Origin of the sequence: Haloferax larsenii, from assembly GCF_024730625.1 — an archaeon.
GTDB lineage: Archaea > Halobacteriota > Halobacteria > Halobacteriales > Haloferacaceae > Haloferax > Haloferax larsenii.
Window position 1 is genome coordinate 103,091 of the sequence record NZ_CP078063.1, and the last position, 17,321, is coordinate 120,411.

General features: G+C 62.1%; 19 protein-coding genes and 1 tRNA gene. 10 read left to right on the forward strand and 10 right to left on the reverse strand.

The window, feature by feature from the left end:
• Positions 1-60 precede the first annotated feature (60 nt).
• Entirely contained in the window at positions 61-807 is a 747-nt protein-coding gene (locus KU306_RS00615) for a sensor domain-containing protein (RefSeq protein ID WP_258302550.1), read from the forward strand.
• A 43-nt stretch (positions 808-850) separates the two neighbouring features.
• Here KU306_RS00615 and KU306_RS00620 read toward each other — a convergent pair whose 3' ends face one another.
• The 3 genes from KU306_RS00620 to KU306_RS00630 all read right to left on the reverse strand — a co-directional run bounded on the left by KU306_RS00620 (position 851) and on the right by KU306_RS00630 (position 3,064).
• Positions 851-1,300 (reverse strand): VOC family protein, encoded by a 450-nt coding sequence (locus tag KU306_RS00620; protein WP_258302551.1) that lies wholly within the window; start codon positions 1,298-1,300, stop codon positions 851-853.
• A gap of 216 nt (positions 1,301-1,516) precedes the next feature.
• Positions 1,517-1,822, reverse strand: coding sequence for a hypothetical protein (locus KU306_RS00625; protein ID WP_258302552.1), 306 nt, complete (start codon positions 1,820-1,822; stop codon positions 1,517-1,519).
• Between the two features lie 1,171 nt (positions 1,823-2,993).
• A tRNA-Pro gene (locus tag KU306_RS00630) sits at positions 2,994-3,064 on the reverse strand.
• A gap of 146 nt (positions 3,065-3,210) precedes the next feature.
• Here KU306_RS00630 and KU306_RS00635 point away from each other — a divergent pair.
• Positions 3,211-3,489 carry a hypothetical protein gene (locus KU306_RS00635; RefSeq protein WP_258302553.1) on the forward strand — a complete coding sequence of 93 codons (279 nt, stop codon included), beginning with the start codon at positions 3,211-3,213 and terminating at the stop codon, positions 3,487-3,489.
• Positions 3,490-3,522: 33 nt separating this feature from the next.
• Here KU306_RS00635 and KU306_RS00640 read toward each other — a convergent pair whose 3' ends face one another.
• From KU306_RS00640 to KU306_RS00655, 4 genes are all read right to left on the reverse strand, one after another.
• A complete protein-coding gene (locus tag KU306_RS00640; protein ID WP_007542966.1) occupies positions 3,523-4,392 on the reverse strand; it encodes an RNA-guided pseudouridylation complex pseudouridine synthase subunit Cbf5 in 870 nt (289 codons plus the stop codon).
• Between the two features lie 2 nt (positions 4,393-4,394).
• On the reverse strand, positions 4,395-4,973 hold the full coding sequence (cmk, locus tag KU306_RS00645) for a (d)CMP kinase (RefSeq protein WP_007542964.1): 579 nt from the start codon (positions 4,971-4,973) through the stop codon (positions 4,395-4,397).
• A 101-nt stretch (positions 4,974-5,074) separates the two neighbouring features.
• Positions 5,075-5,995 carry a DUF106 domain-containing protein gene (locus KU306_RS00650; protein ID WP_007542962.1) on the reverse strand — a complete coding sequence of 307 codons (921 nt, stop codon included), beginning with the start codon at positions 5,993-5,995 and terminating at the stop codon, positions 5,075-5,077.
• Between the two features lie 114 nt (positions 5,996-6,109).
• Entirely contained in the window at positions 6,110-6,736 is a 627-nt protein-coding gene (locus KU306_RS00655) for an adenylate kinase (protein ID WP_007542960.1), read from the reverse strand.
• Between the two features lie 333 nt (positions 6,737-7,069).
• Between KU306_RS00655 and KU306_RS00660 the strand changes: the two genes are divergently transcribed.
• The 8 genes from KU306_RS00660 (at position 7,070) to KU306_RS00695 (ending at position 15,529) form a co-directional block, all read left to right on the forward strand.
• Complete coding sequence (locus KU306_RS00660; RefSeq protein WP_258302554.1) at positions 7,070-8,074, forward strand: YeiH family protein; 1,005 nt, start codon at positions 7,070-7,072, stop codon at positions 8,072-8,074.
• Between the two features lie 80 nt (positions 8,075-8,154).
• Complete coding sequence (locus KU306_RS00665) at positions 8,155-8,553, forward strand: DUF7975 family protein (protein ID WP_258302555.1); 399 nt, start codon at positions 8,155-8,157, stop codon at positions 8,551-8,553.
• 208 nt (positions 8,554-8,761) lie between these two features.
• A complete protein-coding gene (locus KU306_RS00670; RefSeq protein ID WP_007542957.1) occupies positions 8,762-9,235 on the forward strand; it encodes a universal stress protein in 474 nt (157 codons plus the stop codon).
• On the forward strand, positions 9,232-11,457 hold the full coding sequence (locus KU306_RS00675; RefSeq protein WP_258302556.1) for an amino acid permease: 2,226 nt from the start codon (positions 9,232-9,234) through the stop codon (positions 11,455-11,457). The genes KU306_RS00670 and KU306_RS00675 overlap by 4 nt, the downstream gene beginning before the upstream one ends.
• 153 nt (positions 11,458-11,610) lie before the next feature.
• Complete coding sequence (locus KU306_RS00680) at positions 11,611-12,561, forward strand: alpha/beta fold hydrolase (RefSeq protein ID WP_258302557.1); 951 nt, start codon at positions 11,611-11,613, stop codon at positions 12,559-12,561.
• Between the two features lie 341 nt (positions 12,562-12,902).
• On the forward strand, positions 12,903-13,928 hold the full coding sequence (locus KU306_RS00685; protein WP_007542954.1) for an AIR synthase family protein: 1,026 nt from the start codon (positions 12,903-12,905) through the stop codon (positions 13,926-13,928).
• 96 nt (positions 13,929-14,024) lie between these two features.
• Positions 14,025-15,302: a kynureninase gene (gene kynU / locus KU306_RS00690; RefSeq protein WP_258302558.1), complete on the forward strand. Its 1,278-nt coding sequence runs from the start codon at positions 14,025-14,027 to the stop codon at positions 15,300-15,302.
• 44 nt (positions 15,303-15,346) lie between these two features.
• Positions 15,347-15,529, forward strand: coding sequence for a hypothetical protein (locus tag KU306_RS00695; protein ID WP_007542952.1), 183 nt, complete (start codon positions 15,347-15,349; stop codon positions 15,527-15,529).
• A gap of 52 nt (positions 15,530-15,581) precedes the next feature.
• Here the strand turns inward: KU306_RS00695 and KU306_RS00700 are convergent, their stop codons facing one another.
• The 3 genes from KU306_RS00700 to KU306_RS00710 form a co-directional block, all read right to left on the reverse strand.
• The gene (locus KU306_RS00700) at positions 15,582-16,280 is read right to left on the reverse strand and encodes an SDR family NAD(P)-dependent oxidoreductase (RefSeq protein ID WP_007542951.1); all 699 of its coding nucleotides are present in this window, start codon (positions 16,278-16,280) and stop codon (positions 15,582-15,584) included.
• A 63-nt stretch (positions 16,281-16,343) separates the two neighbouring features.
• Positions 16,344-16,763, reverse strand: a complete 420-nt coding sequence (locus tag KU306_RS00705) for a desampylase (RefSeq protein ID WP_258302559.1) — start codon at positions 16,761-16,763, stop codon at positions 16,344-16,346.
• Positions 16,750-17,319: an NUDIX hydrolase gene (locus KU306_RS00710; RefSeq protein ID WP_007542949.1), complete on the reverse strand. Its 570-nt coding sequence runs from the start codon at positions 17,317-17,319 to the stop codon at positions 16,750-16,752. Before KU306_RS00710 ends, KU306_RS00705 begins: the two co-directional genes overlap by 14 nt.
• Positions 17,320-17,321: the final 2 nt, after the last annotated feature.

A 17,321-nucleotide genomic window follows, 5' to 3' on the forward strand; every position in this document is an offset into this window, starting at 1 on the left:
GTTTCCACCCCGGAAAGTCGGAGGCAAGCTATTATTTCCTCTTGGCAGATTGACTATACGATGACGCAAACGGAGTCCCGTTCGTTCGATGTCCCCGCCATGCTCACGCAGGCTGTGGGCGCGCCGTTCCACGCACAGACGTACAAGAACCTCCTGTATCTCGTGGCCGCATTCCCGCTTGGTCTCGTGTACTTCATGACGCTCATCACGACGGGGAGCATCGGCGGCGCGGGTATCCTCCTCCTGTTCGGTGCCCCGCTCCTCGTACTGACACTTCTTCTCGGCACCGCGTTCATGCGCATCGAGACGGAGAGCGCCCGCCGACTCCTCGGGTTCGAACTGACTCACCGAACAGGTGAAGCGACGCTCGACGACGGAATCGTTCCGTACGTTAAAGACCTCGCGACCGACTACGGCACGTACGTCAGTCTCGTCTTCACCTCTGCAAAGCTCTGGGTCGGTATCGGACTGTTCGCCGCGCTCACCACGTGGGTGTCGCTCACGGCCGCGTTCATCCTCCTCCCGGTGTACTACGACATGCCTGGCGTCACGTTCGGTATCACCGCCGACAACGTGCAGGTCCTTCCGGCAATCCAGTTCACCCAAGACCTCTGGACGTTCACCATCGCCGAGCCGATTCACCTCGTCAACGGTGAGGTGACGTCCTTCCAAGGCGCACTTTTGGTTTCCGTCGTCGGTGTTGTCCTCCTGTTCGTCGGCCTCAATCTAGTGAATGCGACGGCGTGGCTGCTCGGCTACGTGACGAAACAGGTCGCACCCCACGCGCGGGTTCTCGTCCGCGACTGAGGGCCTTCCCAAAACAGGTCTCCTGAGTTATGCCTAGGAGACCTCAGACGTCGAACGTCTCGAACGCCCGTCCCGGTGGCCGGGGTTTCGCGTTCAACTCCCATTCGAGGCCGTATCTATCGGTGAACAGCCGATGGTGTGGCGCGGTGTGTTCGACCTCCACTCCGGCTGCCTCGGCGCGCTCGGAGATTGCCTCGAAGGAGTCGTCGTCGACGGCCAGCGCGACGTGGTCGACTCTCCCGTCTGCGAACGCCGCTGTCTCGGCTGCGACGGCGAGGGTGAAGTCGTCGCGACCGAGAAACGACATCGTCGGGGTGATGCCCGCTTCGCGAGCCTCGTCCCAATCCATATCTTCGGGGAGCGTCCCCGGCTTGTCCCCTCGGACTCCTTCGCGGAAGAGCACCTCCATGCCGAAGAGTTCCCGGTAGTACGCCTCGCCGTCCGGGAGGTCGTCGACGAGGAGCACGAGGTGGTGGAGTCCGTGGATGGTCATACTACCTGTCGTTCGGCGAGGGTAATGAGAGTAGGTGACGATTCCGGGCGGTGGTTTGGGTGATGCAACTCGGACTCACGAATCGAACGCCTCAATGGTAATCCTCCCGTTCGCCTGGAGACCGAACCAGAATGCAGTGAGGACTGTCGCAATCGAGGTTTATCAATCGAACTACGGGGGTACGGACCGCGAAAAATAACCAAACTACCGGTCGGATTACTCAGTCTCGGAGATGACGAGGACTTCGACGTTGCCACCATAGGGGTCGTCGATGTGCCCACTGGCGTCGCGGAAGAGCGCGTGCAGACTCACGTTGACCGTGTCGCCGTGCACGTCGGCGTCGGTCTGAATCTTCTCGGTCATGACGTGGTGGTCTTCGCCGTCGTAGCCGATGTCGAAGCTCTTGATGGCTGTCTCGGCGGAGATAATCCGTCCACGAACGCCGACGTCTTTCGAGGCAGTGTACTCGTGTCCCGTGACGTCCGAGAACGAGAACTGGACTGTTTCTAATTCAGTTGGCATTGTGTAACACCGACTAGCAAATGTTTCTGAGACTACAAATACATTATTATATTCTAACTAATTGGTATTGGAATTTGGTTTGTTGGCGGTGAGTCTTGCGGTTTTGGGTTGTTGGGTCGGTGGTTTGGGATTTCGGGTTGGTGGGTGGTTGGGTGGGTGGGTTGTGGATTTGAGGTAGAGAATTAGGATATGGGGGTCGTTGATTCGGTGTTTTCGGGATTGGGTTTGGGACGAATTGGCGATTGATTCTGCTTGGTGCTATACCAAATCAGGGTTCCATCATCACTTTTTGGTATCTGACACTTTCTGAATCTGAGTCTGATATACGAACTTCAAAACTCAACTCAGTTCTATATCATGTGAATACTTCTGAGGCGTTATATGCCCCCTCGTGTTCAATTGAAAATTCCATCACTGTCTCTCGATTAGCTTGGCGTGTAATTCACTTCCACTCCGCTCTGGCTACCGTTATGTGTCTCCCAGCCCACTATGCTAGTACCCTTTGGGAACACAGGGTAAATGGCTAATTCAGAATCCTGACGGTTCTGCCAAATTGGGTGCAAAGTCCGAAGCCTTTCCCGTTAATCTCCCAAGGGGTATATTAGCACGTCAACAGGACGTTGCTGACGCCATATGAGGCGTCTAAAACAAGTATCTAGGAGGTGAACACAATCTCCGAAAAGCGACTAATCGTAGTCGCAATCTGTGGGACAATCCTCGTCTTGGCTGGCCGGCCAGAAGGATTTGTCCTAGTCTCGATTGCGGCTACGATGACGACTGAATAGCCTACTGAGCAACTTTTTTTTGCTACTTAGCGGCTTTCAGTGGACACGGTGCGGGATGATAGGGTGTCCGACTGAAGGTATGACTGTGTGACTAATGTAACTTTCTAAAGACCAATTGCACTTTCTGAAACTAAATTTGTATACCACTCTGGACACTCCCGGTGCGACCACTTAGGATTAATCGACACCCTTCATGCAGTAGGTCGCCAGAGACAAACCTGGCCCAGAAAGATATTTGAACGTCGGAAGACGGTCCTCCTCGCGTCGCTCGTCGGCTGCGACTTCCGGGCTCGACGCTCAGCTCTGTGCATAATTCACCCGACGCAAGGAGTTCTCGCCGGAGTCCTGACTGACTCACGGCTCGAAAGATAGCGTCGGGAAAAGTATGGGACCGCTGAGAGTCGAACTCAGGTCCTACCGACCCCATCGGCAGAGGATACCACTACCCCACGGTCCCAGGGTGCATTCAAAGCGATGCGTGTCTCGCGGTTAAGCCCTTCGTTTCGTCGTCGGGGAGCGAGTGTCTGTCGTGCGAATACATCGCAGTCATCGACCCGAATCGGGGGATACGACTTTACGCTCGCGCCGACCACTGACAACACAATGCCAAGTATCCTGGATGCGATTCCGTTCGACCTCCTCTACTTGGGTACGGCAGCCCTCCTCGTCGTCGCCTTCACGGTTGGCGGCCTGCGGTGGTGGTCCCTCCGACGCGACGAGGACGCACACCCACCGGAGCGACAGCCCGAGGACACCCACGGCTACCCACTGGCGTCGTGGCGATACGTCTACGACCTCGACAAGCCGGATGCGAAGCGGGCGGTCGATTCCGTCAACGACCAAGCCGAAACGCTCGCCGAGGCAGAGAAGAAGCGCCGATAGAACCACTGACGCAGGGGCGACCCCCGCGAAAACTCAGACTAGAACGCTCTCTAAGGAGACGACAGTTCCCGATTCCGCGTCGGCGTCGCCGGTGAGTTCGCCCAGACAGACGGCCGAGCCGTTTTCGGTGTAGCACGCCACCAAATCACCGCGAGAGGCATCGTTGTCCACGGCCAGCACGCCGGGGGCGTACACGGGCGCGCCGTTTGCAACCTCCCGGGCGGCGTTGTCGGCGATGGTGACAGACGGGAGGTGCGTCAGGGCGCGCTCGGCGGGCGAGACAACGTCGCGAATCCACGATTCGTCGCCCTCCTCGGCGAACGCGAGCGCGTCTTTCAGGTCGTGAATATCCACGAGCGTCGTGTCGTCGAAGGGGTCGGTCGCGGTGCGGCGCAGGTGACCCATGTGGCCGCCGGTGCCGAGCGCGAGCCCGATGTCGTGACACAGCTTGCGGATGTACGTCCCCGATTCACACCGGATACGGAGGAGCGCCTGTCGGTCTTTGACTTCGAGGAGGTCGAGGTCGTAGATTTCGCGGACGCGCAGGCGACGCGAGACGGCCGATTTGCGCGGCGGTTTCTGGTAGAGTTTAGACTCGAACTCCGCGACGGTCGATTCGATGTCGGCGGGCGCAGGGCCGTGCAGCTCCAGCACAGAGACGTACTCCTTCGAGCCTTCGAGGAACACCTGCGCCATCCGGGTGGCGTCGCCGAGAAGAATGGGGAGACAGCCGGTGACTTTGGGGTCGAGCGTCCCCGAGTGGGCCGCTCGGTCGAGGTCGGCCATATCGCGGACCCACCCGGTCACTTGGTGGGCCGACGGCCCCGGCGGCTTGTCGAGATTGACGACGCCAAACGAGAGCAGCGCGTCGAGACTTCGGTTTTCGGGCGGGTCGCGGAGCATAGTCAGAAGTCGTAGCGGACGCCTTCGACGGGGTACTTGCCTTCGTCGTCTTCGGGGTCGTACGCTTCGACGGCCGAAGTGATGATTTCAGAGACCTCGTTTTCTCCCCACCGGGCGGTGTTCAGCGAGATATCGTAGATAGAGAGGTCGGAGTAGTCGATGTTGTAGTACTCCATATAGCGTTTTGCCTCGCTGGCCTCGCGAGTAACAGTCTCTTCGCGCGCGACGTCCACGGGTTTGTCCTCGCGGTCGGCGATGCGCTCGGCGCGAACGTCAACAGGGGCGTCGAGCCAGAATCGAAGGTCGGCAGCGTCGCCAGCTAACCAGCCTGCGAGACGCGATTCGAGCAACACGTCGTCGCGTTCGAGTGCGATGTCGCGGAGGCGACGGTCGAGGTCGCGGTCGATTTGGTCGTCTTCTTCCGCGAGTTTGTTGAACTCGACGGCCGACATGTCGTGTTCGGCGGCGAGTTCGCGAAAGATGTCTCCACCGCTGATGTGTTCGAGGTCGAACGCCTCGGCGAGTGCGGCGGCGGTCGTACTCTTTCCGCTGCCCGGTGGACCGGAGACGGTCAGTAACATATCCATGCTCGGGTGGGTCGCCTAAAAGAGGTTATCGTTGGCGACGGCCCCTGTGGGGGCTTCTCACGCCCGAGTGGACAGTGGGCGAGAAGACGTGGTCCTCAGGCGGACGACGGCGTCATGTCGATGTTGAGCGCCTTGCGGATAATCTGGGTGAAGCCCATCGAACACAGGAAGTACCAGACAATCCACGCCTGCATGGGACCGAGGACGCCCGCGGTCCAACTGACGGAGCCGACGAGGGGGAGCACGATGTTCTCGGTGATGATGTGTGGGTCTGCGTTTCCGCCGACGCCGATGGCCCAGTACATCCAGAGGAACACCGGGATGGTGAGGAACATAATCCAGACCATCGGGCGGAACTGCTCTTTGAACATCCCCATCTGGTCGCCCATGGCTTCCATCTGCTCTTCCTGGATTTTCTCCAGTGCGGCGTCGTCACCGCGTTCCTTGGCGTCCTTCTGTCGCTTTTGGATGTCCTTCATCCGCTCTTGGTACTTGCCCATCTTCTCCATGTCCATCAGGTTCGCCTGCAGGAGCGTGGAGTAGAGGCCAGTCGCGAGCGCGAGCACCATCACGACGGCGTAGAACGGGAGCATCTCGGCCAGCGGGCCGAGCGCGACGTCCATGACGCCACCGATGATGTTTCGGACTTCGGAGACCGAGTAGCCGAGGAACAGGCCGACGGTCACGACGGCCGCACCCTTATCGTACTTCGACCACGAGGAGTCGCCGGTGTCGATAGACGGCGTCGACGTCGACGACGACGAACTCGTCGCAGACGTGTTCTCTTCGAGACCGGCGCGTGCACCCTCGGGGTCAGCGAGTCGGAAGCCCTCCTCGCCGTCGACGAGGATTCCCTTCTCGATGAGACGACCCCACTGACCACTCGTGAGTTCGTCGCGGACGTCTGCCCACTCGACTTCGCCGCCGTCCGCCCGTTCGAGGACGACTTCGACGGCGGTGCGCATGTCGGCGTCTGTGCCGACGAGGTCGCGCACCTTCGATTCGATTCGTGCCATTACGGATTCGTTGGCAATCGGCCGTTATCAAGCTTTTACTCTGTGGGCGTGAGCGCGCACAAGTGAGACCCGCCGCTAGACGGGCGATAGCGCCGAAAAAGACGAAATGGAGGCTTACGCGTCGTCGACGACGTCGGCGACGTCCTCGAAGACCTCGTCCGGCGTCTGCTCGCCGTCGACCTCGACGAGGACGCCCTCGTCGCGGTAGTGTTCGATGACGGGTGCCGTGTTCTCGTCGAAGACCGACAGTCGCTCGCGGACGGTCTCTTCGGTGTCGTCGTCGCGCTGGATGAGTTCGCCGCCGCACTCGTCGCAGACGCCCGCTTCTTCGGGCTGGTTGAACTTCACGTGGAAGTTGGTGCCGCACTCCGAACAGACGCGGCGACCGGTGAGGCGCTCGACGAGTTCGTCTTCGGCGACGTTCAGGTAGATGACGGCGTCGAGGTTCGTAATCTCGGTGAGGTACTCCGCCTGCGAGAGGTTTCGCGGGTAGCCGTCGAGCACGTAGCCGTCGGCGTCCTCCAGAGCGGCCTTCACGATTTCGTTGACGACGGCGTCGGGGACGAGTTCACCCTTCTCCATGAACGACCGCGGCGTCCCGTACTCCGTCTCCATGTCCTTGTTCGCGCGGAGCGCGTCACCCGTGGTGACGTGTTCGACGTCGTACTCCTCGGCGAGTCGCTTCGACTGCGTGCCCTTCCCGGCGCCGGGGGCACCGAGCAGGAGGATGCGCTTTCCCATATCGTCCACCACCCGGCGAGAGCATATAGTGTTGAAGATACGCGCCCAGTTCTGCGACGAATCCCCCGTGGTACCGCTTTCGCACCCTCTCTATCCAGGGGGCCGCGACGGGCGAGCACCAGACGACACAGATACAAGACTATTTTGCTGGTTCCTCTGACGTAGAGCGACACGTTCAACGGGAACGACCACGTTGCCACGACTGATGCGTGGCTTACTGTCCAACACTGGTCCCTTCGCGCGTCTGATTGGCTGGTGGCACTCGCTCGACCGTGGGTGGCAGGCGACCACACTCGGTGTCGTGCTGGTGAGCGCCCTCTCCGTTGTCGGGCCGTGAGCGAGGGTTCTCGGAGACCGCTCGACGCTGTCAGTCGCCTCCTACCCGGCTTCGGACTGCTCGTCATCATCGCCACCGCTGCCGTCCTCGTCGCGGACGCAGTTCCGGGTGTGAACGCCCTCCTCCTCGGCGTCGCACTCGGTGCGCTTGTTGCAAATACTGCTGGTGTCCCGGACATCGCACAGCCGGGAATCCGAACACGGAAGCTCCTCCTAGAGACCGGAATCGTCCTCCTCGGTGCGCGAATCGCCATCGACGAACTCGTTGCGTCGGGGCCGATGCTCGTCGGCGCTGTCGTCGCAACCGTCGTCGCGAGCGTCGCGTTCGTCGAACTCATCTCTCGGCACGTGTTCGGACTCGCCGACGAGATGGGGTCGCTTCTCGCAGCGGGAGCGAGTGTCTGCGGCGTCTCCGCGGCGACGACCATCGCGGGGACCATCGACGCGGACGGCGAGTCGCTGACGCACGTCGTCGCGGCCGTCCTCCTGTTCGACGCACTCACGCTCGCTATATTTCCCGTCCTCGGTGGTCTCCTTCCGCTGTCTGGGCAGCAGTTCGGTATCTGGGCTGGCCTGAGCATGTTCAGCACCGGCCCCGTCACTGCCGCCGGGTTTGCCCATTCAGACGTCGCCGGGCAGTGGGCGACCGTGACGAAACTGGCGCGCAACTCGATGCTCGGCGTCGTCGCGCTCTGGTACGCAGTGCACTACGCGGGCGGGCGCACGGACAGTCTCGCGTCGGCGGCAGAAGGCGTCCCACGGTTTCTCGTCGGATTCGGTCTCGTCGCTGCGGCCGCGAATCTCGGCCTCTTCGACCCGGAGACACTGTCGATAATCGATTCCGCGAGCGACGCGCTGTTCGCCCTCGCGTTCGTCGGGTTGGGGCTCGGCGTTCGGCTCGATTCGATGCGCCAGACCGGCGTGGCACCAGTCGTCGTCCTCGCGGCGCATCTCGTTGCGGTGAGCGTCGTCTCGTTGGGGCTGGTCCTCGCCATCTTTTGAAGCGTTGGTACGGCGCGCTAATCACTCCGGAATCGACACGACGCGGGCGGTTTTTGTACCGAGAGAGTAAACGACCGCCCATGACCCGATTCGAGGCCGACACGTCCCGCGAGCGCCGGAAACTCTTCGCTGACGCGGTCGTGGCGCACCGAAACCGCGGCAGCGCCTTCCTGACTATCGAAGCGGACCGCGACCCCGACCTCGACGGTGAGGACGCCCCCTGCCCGTGGGTACAGTTCTCCGATAAGACGTTCAACATGGACGTGACCGACGAGGAACTCGACCGGCTGAAAGACCTGCTCTCGTCGTTTCCCGAGTTCCGCATCGACCAGTTAGAGAGTCCCGAGGAAGCCGAGGGAACAAACGTCCGTATTACCGCCCGTTCTGACGCGAACCGACTCGCCGGATTCGTCGACGAGGTGTTTCAGGCGGTCTACGGCCGTGCGGACGACTATCGTGCGTGGGTCGTCGCTATTTGAGGGCCGAACTAAACGAACGTGATATTTCTGCGGCGAATATCACCTATTTCCGGACATGATTTGGGAACTTCTAAACCAGTTGGCTCCCAAGCAAGCGGTATGACTTCCCGACGGTCACGTTGTGGACCGGGACGTAGTGTCCCGACGCAACTCCGCTCCGCCGGGTCGAATCGACTACTGTACACCCCGTATCAATGTGCACGAAACCATGACTGACGAGGTCGAGTCCCTGTTCTCACGTCCGCTTCTCCCGCTCGCGAACGAGGCGGACGCTGAGGCGAGTTGTGCCGCCGCGGCCCCCCGTATCGTGGCCGAAGACGGTCACGCGTACGTCGTCCACGTCATCGAGAAGGCTGGCGGTGCCCCCGACAAGGCCAGCGTCGAGCAGCGCGAAACGGTCGCGGAGGACATCTTCTCGCTCGCCCGCGGCGTCGCCACCGAGGCTGGCATCGAACTCGACACCGACCTCCGGTTCGGAACCGACGTCGGCGACGCGATTCTCGATGCCGCCGAGGATATCGACGCGACGGCCATCGTGTTTACGCCCCGCGGCGGCCGGTCGTGGTGGGACCTGTTTTCCGGTGACGTTCGGGACCGACTCGTCCGCGACAGCGACCGCCCAGTTGTCGTGTTGCCAGCACAGCACGCCGACCACTCCGAGACGACAGACGGTGAAACATGACTGACGAAGAACTCGCAAAAGACCTTGGCCCGCTCGCAGCGCTGACGATTGGTATCGGGACGATGATTGGTGCCGGTATCTTCGTTCTCCCCGGTGCCGCGGTCAAAGATGCGGGGCCGCTCGCTGCCGGTGCGTTCGTCCTCGGTGGCATCATTGCCATCTTCACCGCTGCCTCCGCCAGTGAACTGGGGACTGCGATGCCGAAATCCGGTGGTGCGTACTACTACATCAACCACGCACTCGGCCCACTGTTCGGCAGCGTCGCTGGCTGGGGCAACTGGATGGGTCTCGCGTTCGCGTCCGCGTTCTACATGACTGGCTTCGGGCAGTACGTCGTCACGTTCCTTCCCGTCCCGAGCCTGTCTATCGCTGGGATAACCATCTCCGGCGTCAAGCTCGTCGCCCTCGCTGGCGGTGCACTGTTCGTGTTCATCAACTACGTCGGTGCGAAAGAGACCGGGAAACTACAGAACGCAATCGTTCTGATTCTCCTCGCAATCTTGGCCGTCTTTACGGTGTTCGGCCTCCTGAACGCCGACCTCGCCAAGCTTCGACCGTTCGTCCCGCCAGACAAGGGAATCAGCCCGCTGCTTCCCGTCACGGGCCTCGTCTTCGTCTCCTACCTCGGGTTCGTCCAGATTACCTCGGTCGCCGAGGAAATCAAAGACCCCGGCAAGAACCTGCCGCGTGCCGTGCTCGGGAGCGTCATCATCGTCACCGCGGTGTACGCACTCGTCCTCGTGACGGTGCTCGCCGCCGTCGATAACAGCCTCGTGGCCGGAAACGAGACCGCAGTCGTCGACGTGGCTCGACACCTCATCGGCCCGGTTGGTGCGGGGGCGATGCTCTTCGGCGGACTTCTCGCTACGGCGTCGTCCGCGAACGCCTCTATCCTCGCGTCCTCGCGCATCAACTTCGCGATGGGACGCGACCAAATCGTCTCGTCGGAACTCAACGAGATTCACCCACGGTTCGGAACGCCGTACCGGTCGATTGGAATCACTGGCGGGTTCATCCTGCTTTTCATCCTCTTGGCCGACGTGGGAACGCTCGCGAACGCCGGGAGCGTGCTCCACCTGATTATCTACGGCCTGCTCAACGTCGCGCTCATCGTGATGCGCGTGTCCGACCCCGAAGATTACCAACCGGACTACCGGGTGCCGCTGTATCCGTTTACGCCAATCATTGGGGCGATTACGTCGTTCGCGCTCATCGCGTTCTTCGCCAACACAATCGTCCTGCTCGCGGTTGGGTTCGTCGTGTTTGCGATGATTTGGTACGCGGTCTACGCCCGCGGCAAGGCGACGAAGCAGGGCATCCTCGGGAAGTACATCCTCTCGCGGTCGGAGCAGATGCCCGACGCTGCCGTCTCGGCGACCACCTCGTTCCAACCTGACGGTGGCTACCGCGTCATGGTCCCGCTGGCCAATCCCGAGAGCGAGGCCGACCTCATCAAACTCGCCGGGTCGGTCGCGAAAGCGCGGAACGGAACGCTCGTGGGCGTCCACATCGAACAAGTGCCCGACCAGACGGCACTCGAATCTGCCCGCGAGGAGTTCGACTTCGCAGAGGCGGACGAGTTGCTCGAACAGGCCCGTATCGACGCCGACAAACTCGGCGTCCCAATCGAGACCCACACCGTTCTCTCACACCGGTCGTTCGAAGAGGTGTTCGACGCCGCAGAGACCTACAACGCCGACCTCATGGTGATGGGCTGGGGTCCCGACAGTCACGGTGCCCCCGGCCGCGCAGAGAGTGCCATCGAAGAGATGACCCACTCGCTGTCCTACGACGTGTTGGTCCTGAAAGACCGCGGCTTCGACCCATCTCGCGTGCTCGTCCCGACCGCCGGTGGTCCAGACTCCGACCTCTCGGCGTCCGTCGCCACCGTCATGCAGGAGTTCTACGACTCTGACGTGACGCTCTTGCACGTCGCCGACGACAAACAGGAGGGTGAAGCCTTCCTTCGCGAGTGGGCCGAAGAGCGGGACCTCGGCGATGCCAAACTGGTCGTCGAGACCGGCGACGTCGAGCGGGCAATCGAGTCGCACGCGGCCGATTGTTCGCTCTTGTTCATCGGTGCGACCGAACGCGGCCTGCTCTCACGACTCGTCAGAGGTGCGCTGGTGCTGAACGTCGTCGACGACGTCGAGTGTTCGGTTCTCCTCACCGAACAATCCAGACAGCGGAGCCTCCGCGAGCGACTCTTCGGGTCGGACTGAGACGCACAACCGCTCCCGCGAATCGGAGTTCTGTGTTCCACGATTGGCCGTTTTCGACGCGTCCTCAACGCGACGAATCTCCAACGCAATTTAACTTGTGATAAGTTCACACCCATCACGATATCTATAATCTCCCCTCTCCTACCGGACGGTATGTCGAGTACATCGGGCCTGTCGTTCGATGCGGTAGACACTCCGGTCGAGGCTGAGGGGAAGTACGTCGACGTCGGCGACGTGACCCTCTATACCGTCGAAGCAGGGCCTGAAGACGGGGACTTGGTCGTCCTCCTCCACGGTTTCCCGGAGTGTTGGTACGCGTGGACCGACTACCTCCGCCCGTTGACGCAGGCCGGATACCGGGTCGTCGTCCCCGACCAACGGGGGTACAATCTGAGCGACCACCCGGAAACCGTCGATGCCTATCACATCGACGAACTCGCAAGCGACGTCGTCGGCCTCATTCGGGCGCTCGGCAAGGAACGCGCCCACGTCGTCGGCCACGACTGGGGCGGTGCCGTCGCGTGGTGGACCGCGCTTCACCACCCGGACCGAGTCCACTCGCTCACCGCGATGAACCTCCCGCATCCAACGGTCTTCGCACGACATCTGCGACGCGACCCGGCACAACAGCTCAAGAGTTGGTACGTGCTGTTCTTCCAACTCCCGAAGGTTCCAGAACTACTCGCACCGCTCGGTGACTACGCCCTCCTCGAACGGACACTTCGGGACTCGGCGCTCCCGGGGACGTTCTCGCCGACGGACCTCGAACGCTACCGGAAGGCGTGGGCTGTCCCCGACGCCTACGGGTCGATGGTCAACTGGTATCGTGCTGTCGTGCGCAGTCGGCCAGAACCACGAGAGACACAGGTCGATGCGCCCACGCTCGTCGTCTGGGGGAAGCGCGACCGGTTCCTTCGCCAGAAGATGGCCAGAGAGAGCCTCACGTACTGCGCCGACAGCCACCTTCGGACGTTCGACGATGCGACACACTGGGTTCACCACGAAGAACCGGTGGCAGTCGCCCGGGCGCTGGTCGACCACTTCGACGACGCGTGGCGGACGCCGAACAACACGCCCGACGAAGCTGGCCACCGACCAATCTAAGTCAGCCACTGACCAATCTAAGCCGGTCACCGTCCCGGTTCCCTGGGTGTACTGCGAAGCGGTTCGCGCGTGAACGATATCGAAACCGTCAGGCAAAAGTAGGGGCTGTTTGGGTGTTCCTTGATTCCCCTATATAGGTCCACCGAGGGAACTTAGCGAGGTTCTTGTATCACCGGCCAAGAGACAGCAATGACGCGGGAGCAGTCCGGTGGTGGGAGTTTTCTATCCCTTCGTACCGCGCCGCGTCCTTCTTCATGAGCAGGGACGGGGGACCGTCCCACTTTCCTACCACCCAGAGACGGGATGAGTACGTTCTTACTCACGCGCCGCCGAGCGCGATTATGACCGACCTCGGAAAGGTCGACCGCGACTTCTTCACCGAGTACATCTACCCCCATCTCGGTGCCTCCCGAGACGACGTGACGCTCGGCCCGACACACGGCGTCGACTTCGGAGTGCTCGATATCGACGGCACCGCCGTCGCGCTCGCGACCGACCCACTCTCCGTCCTTCCGGAACTCGGCTTCGACCGCGCGGGTCGATTCGCACTCGACATCGTCCTGTCGGACGTCGCCGTCTCCGGCCTCGACCCATCACATCTCGCCATCTCCTTTACGCTCCCACCGGAGATGACAGACGACCAGTTCGCCGAACTCTGGACCGCGATGCACGACGAGGCCGACGACCTCGGTGTGAGCATCGCCACCGGTCACACCGCCCGGTATTCGGGCTGTTCGTATCCGTGGGTTGGCGGTGCGACCGCCCTCGCAGTCGGCGACCACGACGACCTGATTCGCCCGGACGGTGCCCGACCCGGCGACGACGTGCTCGTCACCAAAGGCCCGGGTGTCGAGACCACCGGCCTCTTGACGACGCTCTTTCCAGAAGGGTTCGCCGACCTCGACCCGACGGTCCTCGCCACCGCACAGGACAGGCTAGACGAGACTGACGCCGTCCGCGACGCCATGACCGTCTCGGCCGCTGGTGGTCGCAACGTCCACGCCATGCACGACGCGACCGAAGGCGGTCTCTACGGCGCACTCAACGAGGTTGCGAACAGTGCCGGCGTGCAACTGGAGATAGACACGTCGAGCATTCCATTCAGACCCGGCGTCCGGGAAGTCTGTGACTTCCTCGACATCGACCCGTGGCACTCGACGACCGCCGGAACGCTCGTCGTCGCAACCGACCCGACTGTCACCGACGACGTGCTCGCCGCACTCAGTTCGCGCGGGACGCCAGTCGGTGTCGCGGGAACTGTCGTCGACGGCGATGGTGTCGTCGTCGACGGCGAGCGCGTCGAACACCCAGACGTCGACCCGGCGTGGGACGCCTACGACCGACTGGCTGGCGGGGCCGTCGAATAAGTCTCACCCCACGACGCTTGGACTATCCACCCCGAGGAGTATGCCTTGCCGTATGGCCTGCGAACCTACTTCGCATGAAACGCCGTAGCAATGGGTATGAGTGACGGCGATTCAATCACCATCGCAGACGCACGGAAGATGGACACGGCGGACCCGCTTTCGGACCTTCGCGACCGTTTCTACATCCCCGATGGCGACCTGTACATGGACGGTAACTCGCTCGGCTTGCTCTCGAAAGACGCCGAAGCGGCCCTCGAACACGTCGTTGAGGAGTGGCGCGAACTCGCCATTCGCGGATGGACCGACGCCGACCCCGACTGGCACACCTACGGCGAGCGACTCGGCGCGCGTCTCGCCCCGCTCGTCGGCGCGAACCCTGAAGAGGTCGTCGTCGCTAACTCCACGACCGTCAACATCCACACGCTCGTCGGTACCTTCTACGACCCCGACCGCGGCGAGAAAATCGTCGTCGACGACCTCGACTTCCCGACCGACCACTACGCGATTCGGGCGCAACTCCGCCAGCACGGCCGCGACCCCGACGAAGCACTACGCGTGGTCGAAAGCCGCGACGGCCGAACTATCGCCACCGAAGACGTGCTCGACGCCATCGACGACGACGTGGGAATGGTGTTTCTCCCTTCGGTCCTCTACCGGAGCGGCCAACTGTTCGACATCGAGACCATCACCGAGGCAGCCCACGACGCGGGCGCGCTGGCCGGGTTCGACCTCGCGCACTCGATTGGCGCGGTCCCCCACGACCTCTCCGACATCGGTGTCGATTTCGCCGTCTGGTGCAACTACAAGTACCTCAACGCTGGCCCCGGTGCGATTGCGGGCCTCTACGTCAACGAACGCCACTTCGGTGTGACGCCCGCGCTCGCCGGGTGGTGGGGCAACGACAAGGAGACGCAGTTCGACATGGCGCTGACCTACGACCCCGAACACTCCGCCGCCGCGTTCCAGACCGGGACGATTCCCATCCTCTCGACTGCGCCCCTCGACGGCGCACTGGATATCGTCGAAGACGCCGGTGGCGTGGCCGCGCTCCGCGAAAAATCACTCGCGCTCACCGACTTCCTCATCGACCTCGTCGACGAGAAACTGCCCGACTGCGAGGTCGGCACCCCACGCGACCCTGCTTCCCGCGGCGGCCACGTCGCGGTCGAGCACCCCGAAGCGTACCGCATCAGCCTCGCGCTCAAGGAGCGCGGCGTCGTCGTGGACTTCCGCCAACCGAACGTCATTCGCATCGCGCCCATCCCGTCCTACGTCGGCTTCGAGGACGTGTTTCGGGCGGTTTCGAACCTGCGTGAGGTTCTGGACGAGAATGAGTACGAGGAGTTTGTGAAGCAAAGCGGCGGGGTGACGTAATTCGATGCAGTCAGAAATATAACAAGTTAGCAGAACACGTTCGTATGGACCCCGAGACGCAACTCCTGTCGATACAGCGGTGGCTCATGTTCATCTCGCTGCTTCTCATCGTTCAGACCTACTACATGGCGTCGAATAACTATTCGACTCTGCCCGGTGTGATGCCGCTTCTCGGCATGCTCGGTTTCTTCGTCGTCGTCTGGTTCGGGCTGACGTTCGACGAGTAGCTATCGTCGAGAGCAAGAGGAGAGCAGCGTTCCGGGTCTTGGACTCGCCCGTTTACCAGTCGAGAACTTCCTTGTCGCGCCAGAATTTTCCCGACGGACTGCCCGCTTCGAATCTCGCAAGCCACGTCGGTGTCTCGGCACCCTTCTCTACGGGGCGGTCGGCTTCCTCGCCGCCCATGTCGGTTCGGACCCACCCGGGACAGACCGAGTTGGCGATGAGTCCGTCGTCACCGTACTGGCCGTCGAGGTAGACTGTGAGGCCGTTGAGACCGGTCTTCGAAATTCGATACGAGGGAAACCCACCGGATTGGCCTTCTTCGAGCGCACCCATCCCGGAGGAGACGTTGACGACGCGGCCGGCGTCGCTCTGGAGGAGAAGCGGCACGGCGTGTTTGCACATGAGCATCGGCCCGCGGAGGTTGACACCGAGGGTGCGGTCGATTTTGTCGGTCGGTTCGGCGACGATATCCTCGCCATCTCCGCCGATACCGGCGTTGTTGACGAGGATGTCGAGTTTCCCCTGGTCGGCGAAGAGACCATCGACGACGTCCTCGATGTCGCCTTCTTGGGTCACGTCGAGGAGGACGCGCTCTGTCCCCTCGGGCGTCTCGTTCGTGACGCTTCGGGACCCGGCGTAGACTGTCGCGCCGAGGTCGCGGAGGTTTTCGGCGATTTGGCGGCCGATTCCCCGATTCGCGCCCGTGACGAGGGCGACCTGTCCGTCGAGGTCGTCGTAGATGTCGGGTTCCATGCGAGTCCGTGAGCACTCGCCCGGGTTATTCTCACCGAAAACGGCCGAACCGGAGGGCCGGAGTCACTCGATGGCGATATCGAGTTCGCGGAACTCGTCGCCGGTCCACTCGTGGGCGGTGAGTCGCCCGTCAGGAGTGCAGATGAGATAGACGTACCCCGGCCACGACGCCTGCTCGCGGTCGGCGGCGCTGGGAATCGGCGCTGACTCGGGGTGTGAGTGATAGAACCCGACGACTTCGTCGCCCGCAGCCTTGACCTCGTCGAAGGCACCGACTGTCTCCGCAGGGTCGAGTTCGTAGGCGACGCGTGGCTCGTCGGCCACGTTCGAAACGGGGAGTGAGTCGGAGATGGTAGTGGTGGTTCGGTCGCCGACGAGGACGCCACAGACTTCTGCTGGAGGGTCGCGGGCGGCCCCGTCGCGTGCGTGCGAACGAATCTCGTCGCGGACTGCGGCGGCGAGCGTGAGCTTACTCGAAGTCACGGCGCATCGCAATCTCGAACCACGGGCAGAGACGCAGTTGACGGTACCACTTGGGGTGGTCGTTGAGGTGCTCGTAGTCCACCCAGAGCATACCGGCAATCTCGTCTTCGTCGGGGTCGAGCGAGGTGTCTTCGAGGGTGACCTTGAGTACGGCGCAGACCTCCCATTCGAGACCGGAGTTGCCGTAGTAGCGCTTGTACTCGAACTTGTCCGTCACGCGCAGGTCGGAGTACTGGTCGGGCGTGATGCCGAGTTCCTCTTCGAGGCGCTCTTCGGTTGCTTCCTCCTGCGTCTGTCCCTCGACGGGGTGGGAGGCGACGGTGCCGTCCCAGTGGGTGTCCCAGAGACGCTTGTTCGGTGCGCGCTGGGCGAGAAGCAGTTGTCCCTCTTCGTTGAACACGAGACACGTGAAGGCCCGGTGGCGGATGCCATCGCCCGTGTGGGCGTCGAGGCGGTTGACCGTTCCCTCGGCGTTGTCGTCGGAGTCGACGGCGATGACGTCCTGTTCGGCGTTCTTGTGGAGTTCAGTCGCTTGAGAGGCCTGTGTGTCGCTCATGT

Excerpts from the sequence above, each read along its gene's own strand:
- kynU (WP_258302558.1), top strand. The coding sequence starts at position 14,025 with ATGAGTGACGGCGATTCAATCACCATCGCAGACGCACGGAAGATGGAC.
- KU306_RS00680 (WP_258302557.1), top strand. The coding sequence starts at position 11,611 with ATGTCGAGTACATCGGGCCTGTCGTTCGATGCGGTAGACACTCCGGTC.
- KU306_RS00695 (WP_007542952.1), top strand. The coding sequence starts at position 15,347 with ATGGACCCCGAGACGCAACTCCTGTCGATACAGCGGTGGCTCATGTTC.
- KU306_RS00700 (WP_007542951.1), bottom strand. The coding sequence starts at position 16,280 with ATGGAACCCGACATCTACGACGACCTCGACGGACAGGTCGCCCTCGTC.
- KU306_RS00665 (WP_258302555.1), top strand. The coding sequence starts at position 8,155 with ATGACCCGATTCGAGGCCGACACGTCCCGCGAGCGCCGGAAACTCTTC.
- KU306_RS00640 (WP_007542966.1), bottom strand. The coding sequence starts at position 4,392 with ATGCTCCGCGACCCGCCCGAAAACCGAAGTCTCGACGCGCTGCTCTCG.
- cmk (WP_007542964.1), bottom strand. The coding sequence starts at position 4,973 with ATGTTACTGACCGTCTCCGGTCCACCGGGCAGCGGAAAGAGTACGACC.
- KU306_RS00635 (WP_258302553.1), top strand. The coding sequence starts at position 3,211 with ATGCCAAGTATCCTGGATGCGATTCCGTTCGACCTCCTCTACTTGGGT.
- KU306_RS00670 (WP_007542957.1), top strand. The coding sequence starts at position 8,762 with ATGACTGACGAGGTCGAGTCCCTGTTCTCACGTCCGCTTCTCCCGCTC.
- KU306_RS00620 (WP_258302551.1), bottom strand. The coding sequence starts at position 1,300 with ATGACCATCCACGGACTCCACCACCTCGTGCTCCTCGTCGACGACCTC.
- KU306_RS00655 (WP_007542960.1), bottom strand. The coding sequence starts at position 6,736 with ATGGGAAAGCGCATCCTCCTGCTCGGTGCCCCCGGCGCCGGGAAGGGC.
- KU306_RS00710 (WP_007542949.1), bottom strand. The coding sequence starts at position 17,319 with ATGAGCGACACACAGGCCTCTCAAGCGACTGAACTCCACAAGAACGCC.
- KU306_RS00675 (WP_258302556.1), top strand. The coding sequence starts at position 9,232 with ATGACTGACGAAGAACTCGCAAAAGACCTTGGCCCGCTCGCAGCGCTG.
- KU306_RS00615 (WP_258302550.1), top strand. The coding sequence starts at position 61 with ATGACGCAAACGGAGTCCCGTTCGTTCGATGTCCCCGCCATGCTCACG.
- KU306_RS00685 (WP_007542954.1), top strand. The coding sequence starts at position 12,903 with ATGACCGACCTCGGAAAGGTCGACCGCGACTTCTTCACCGAGTACATC.
- KU306_RS00625 (WP_258302552.1), bottom strand. The coding sequence starts at position 1,822 with ATGCCAACTGAATTAGAAACAGTCCAGTTCTCGTTCTCGGACGTCACG.
- KU306_RS00650 (WP_007542962.1), bottom strand. The coding sequence starts at position 5,995 with ATGGCACGAATCGAATCGAAGGTGCGCGACCTCGTCGGCACAGACGCC.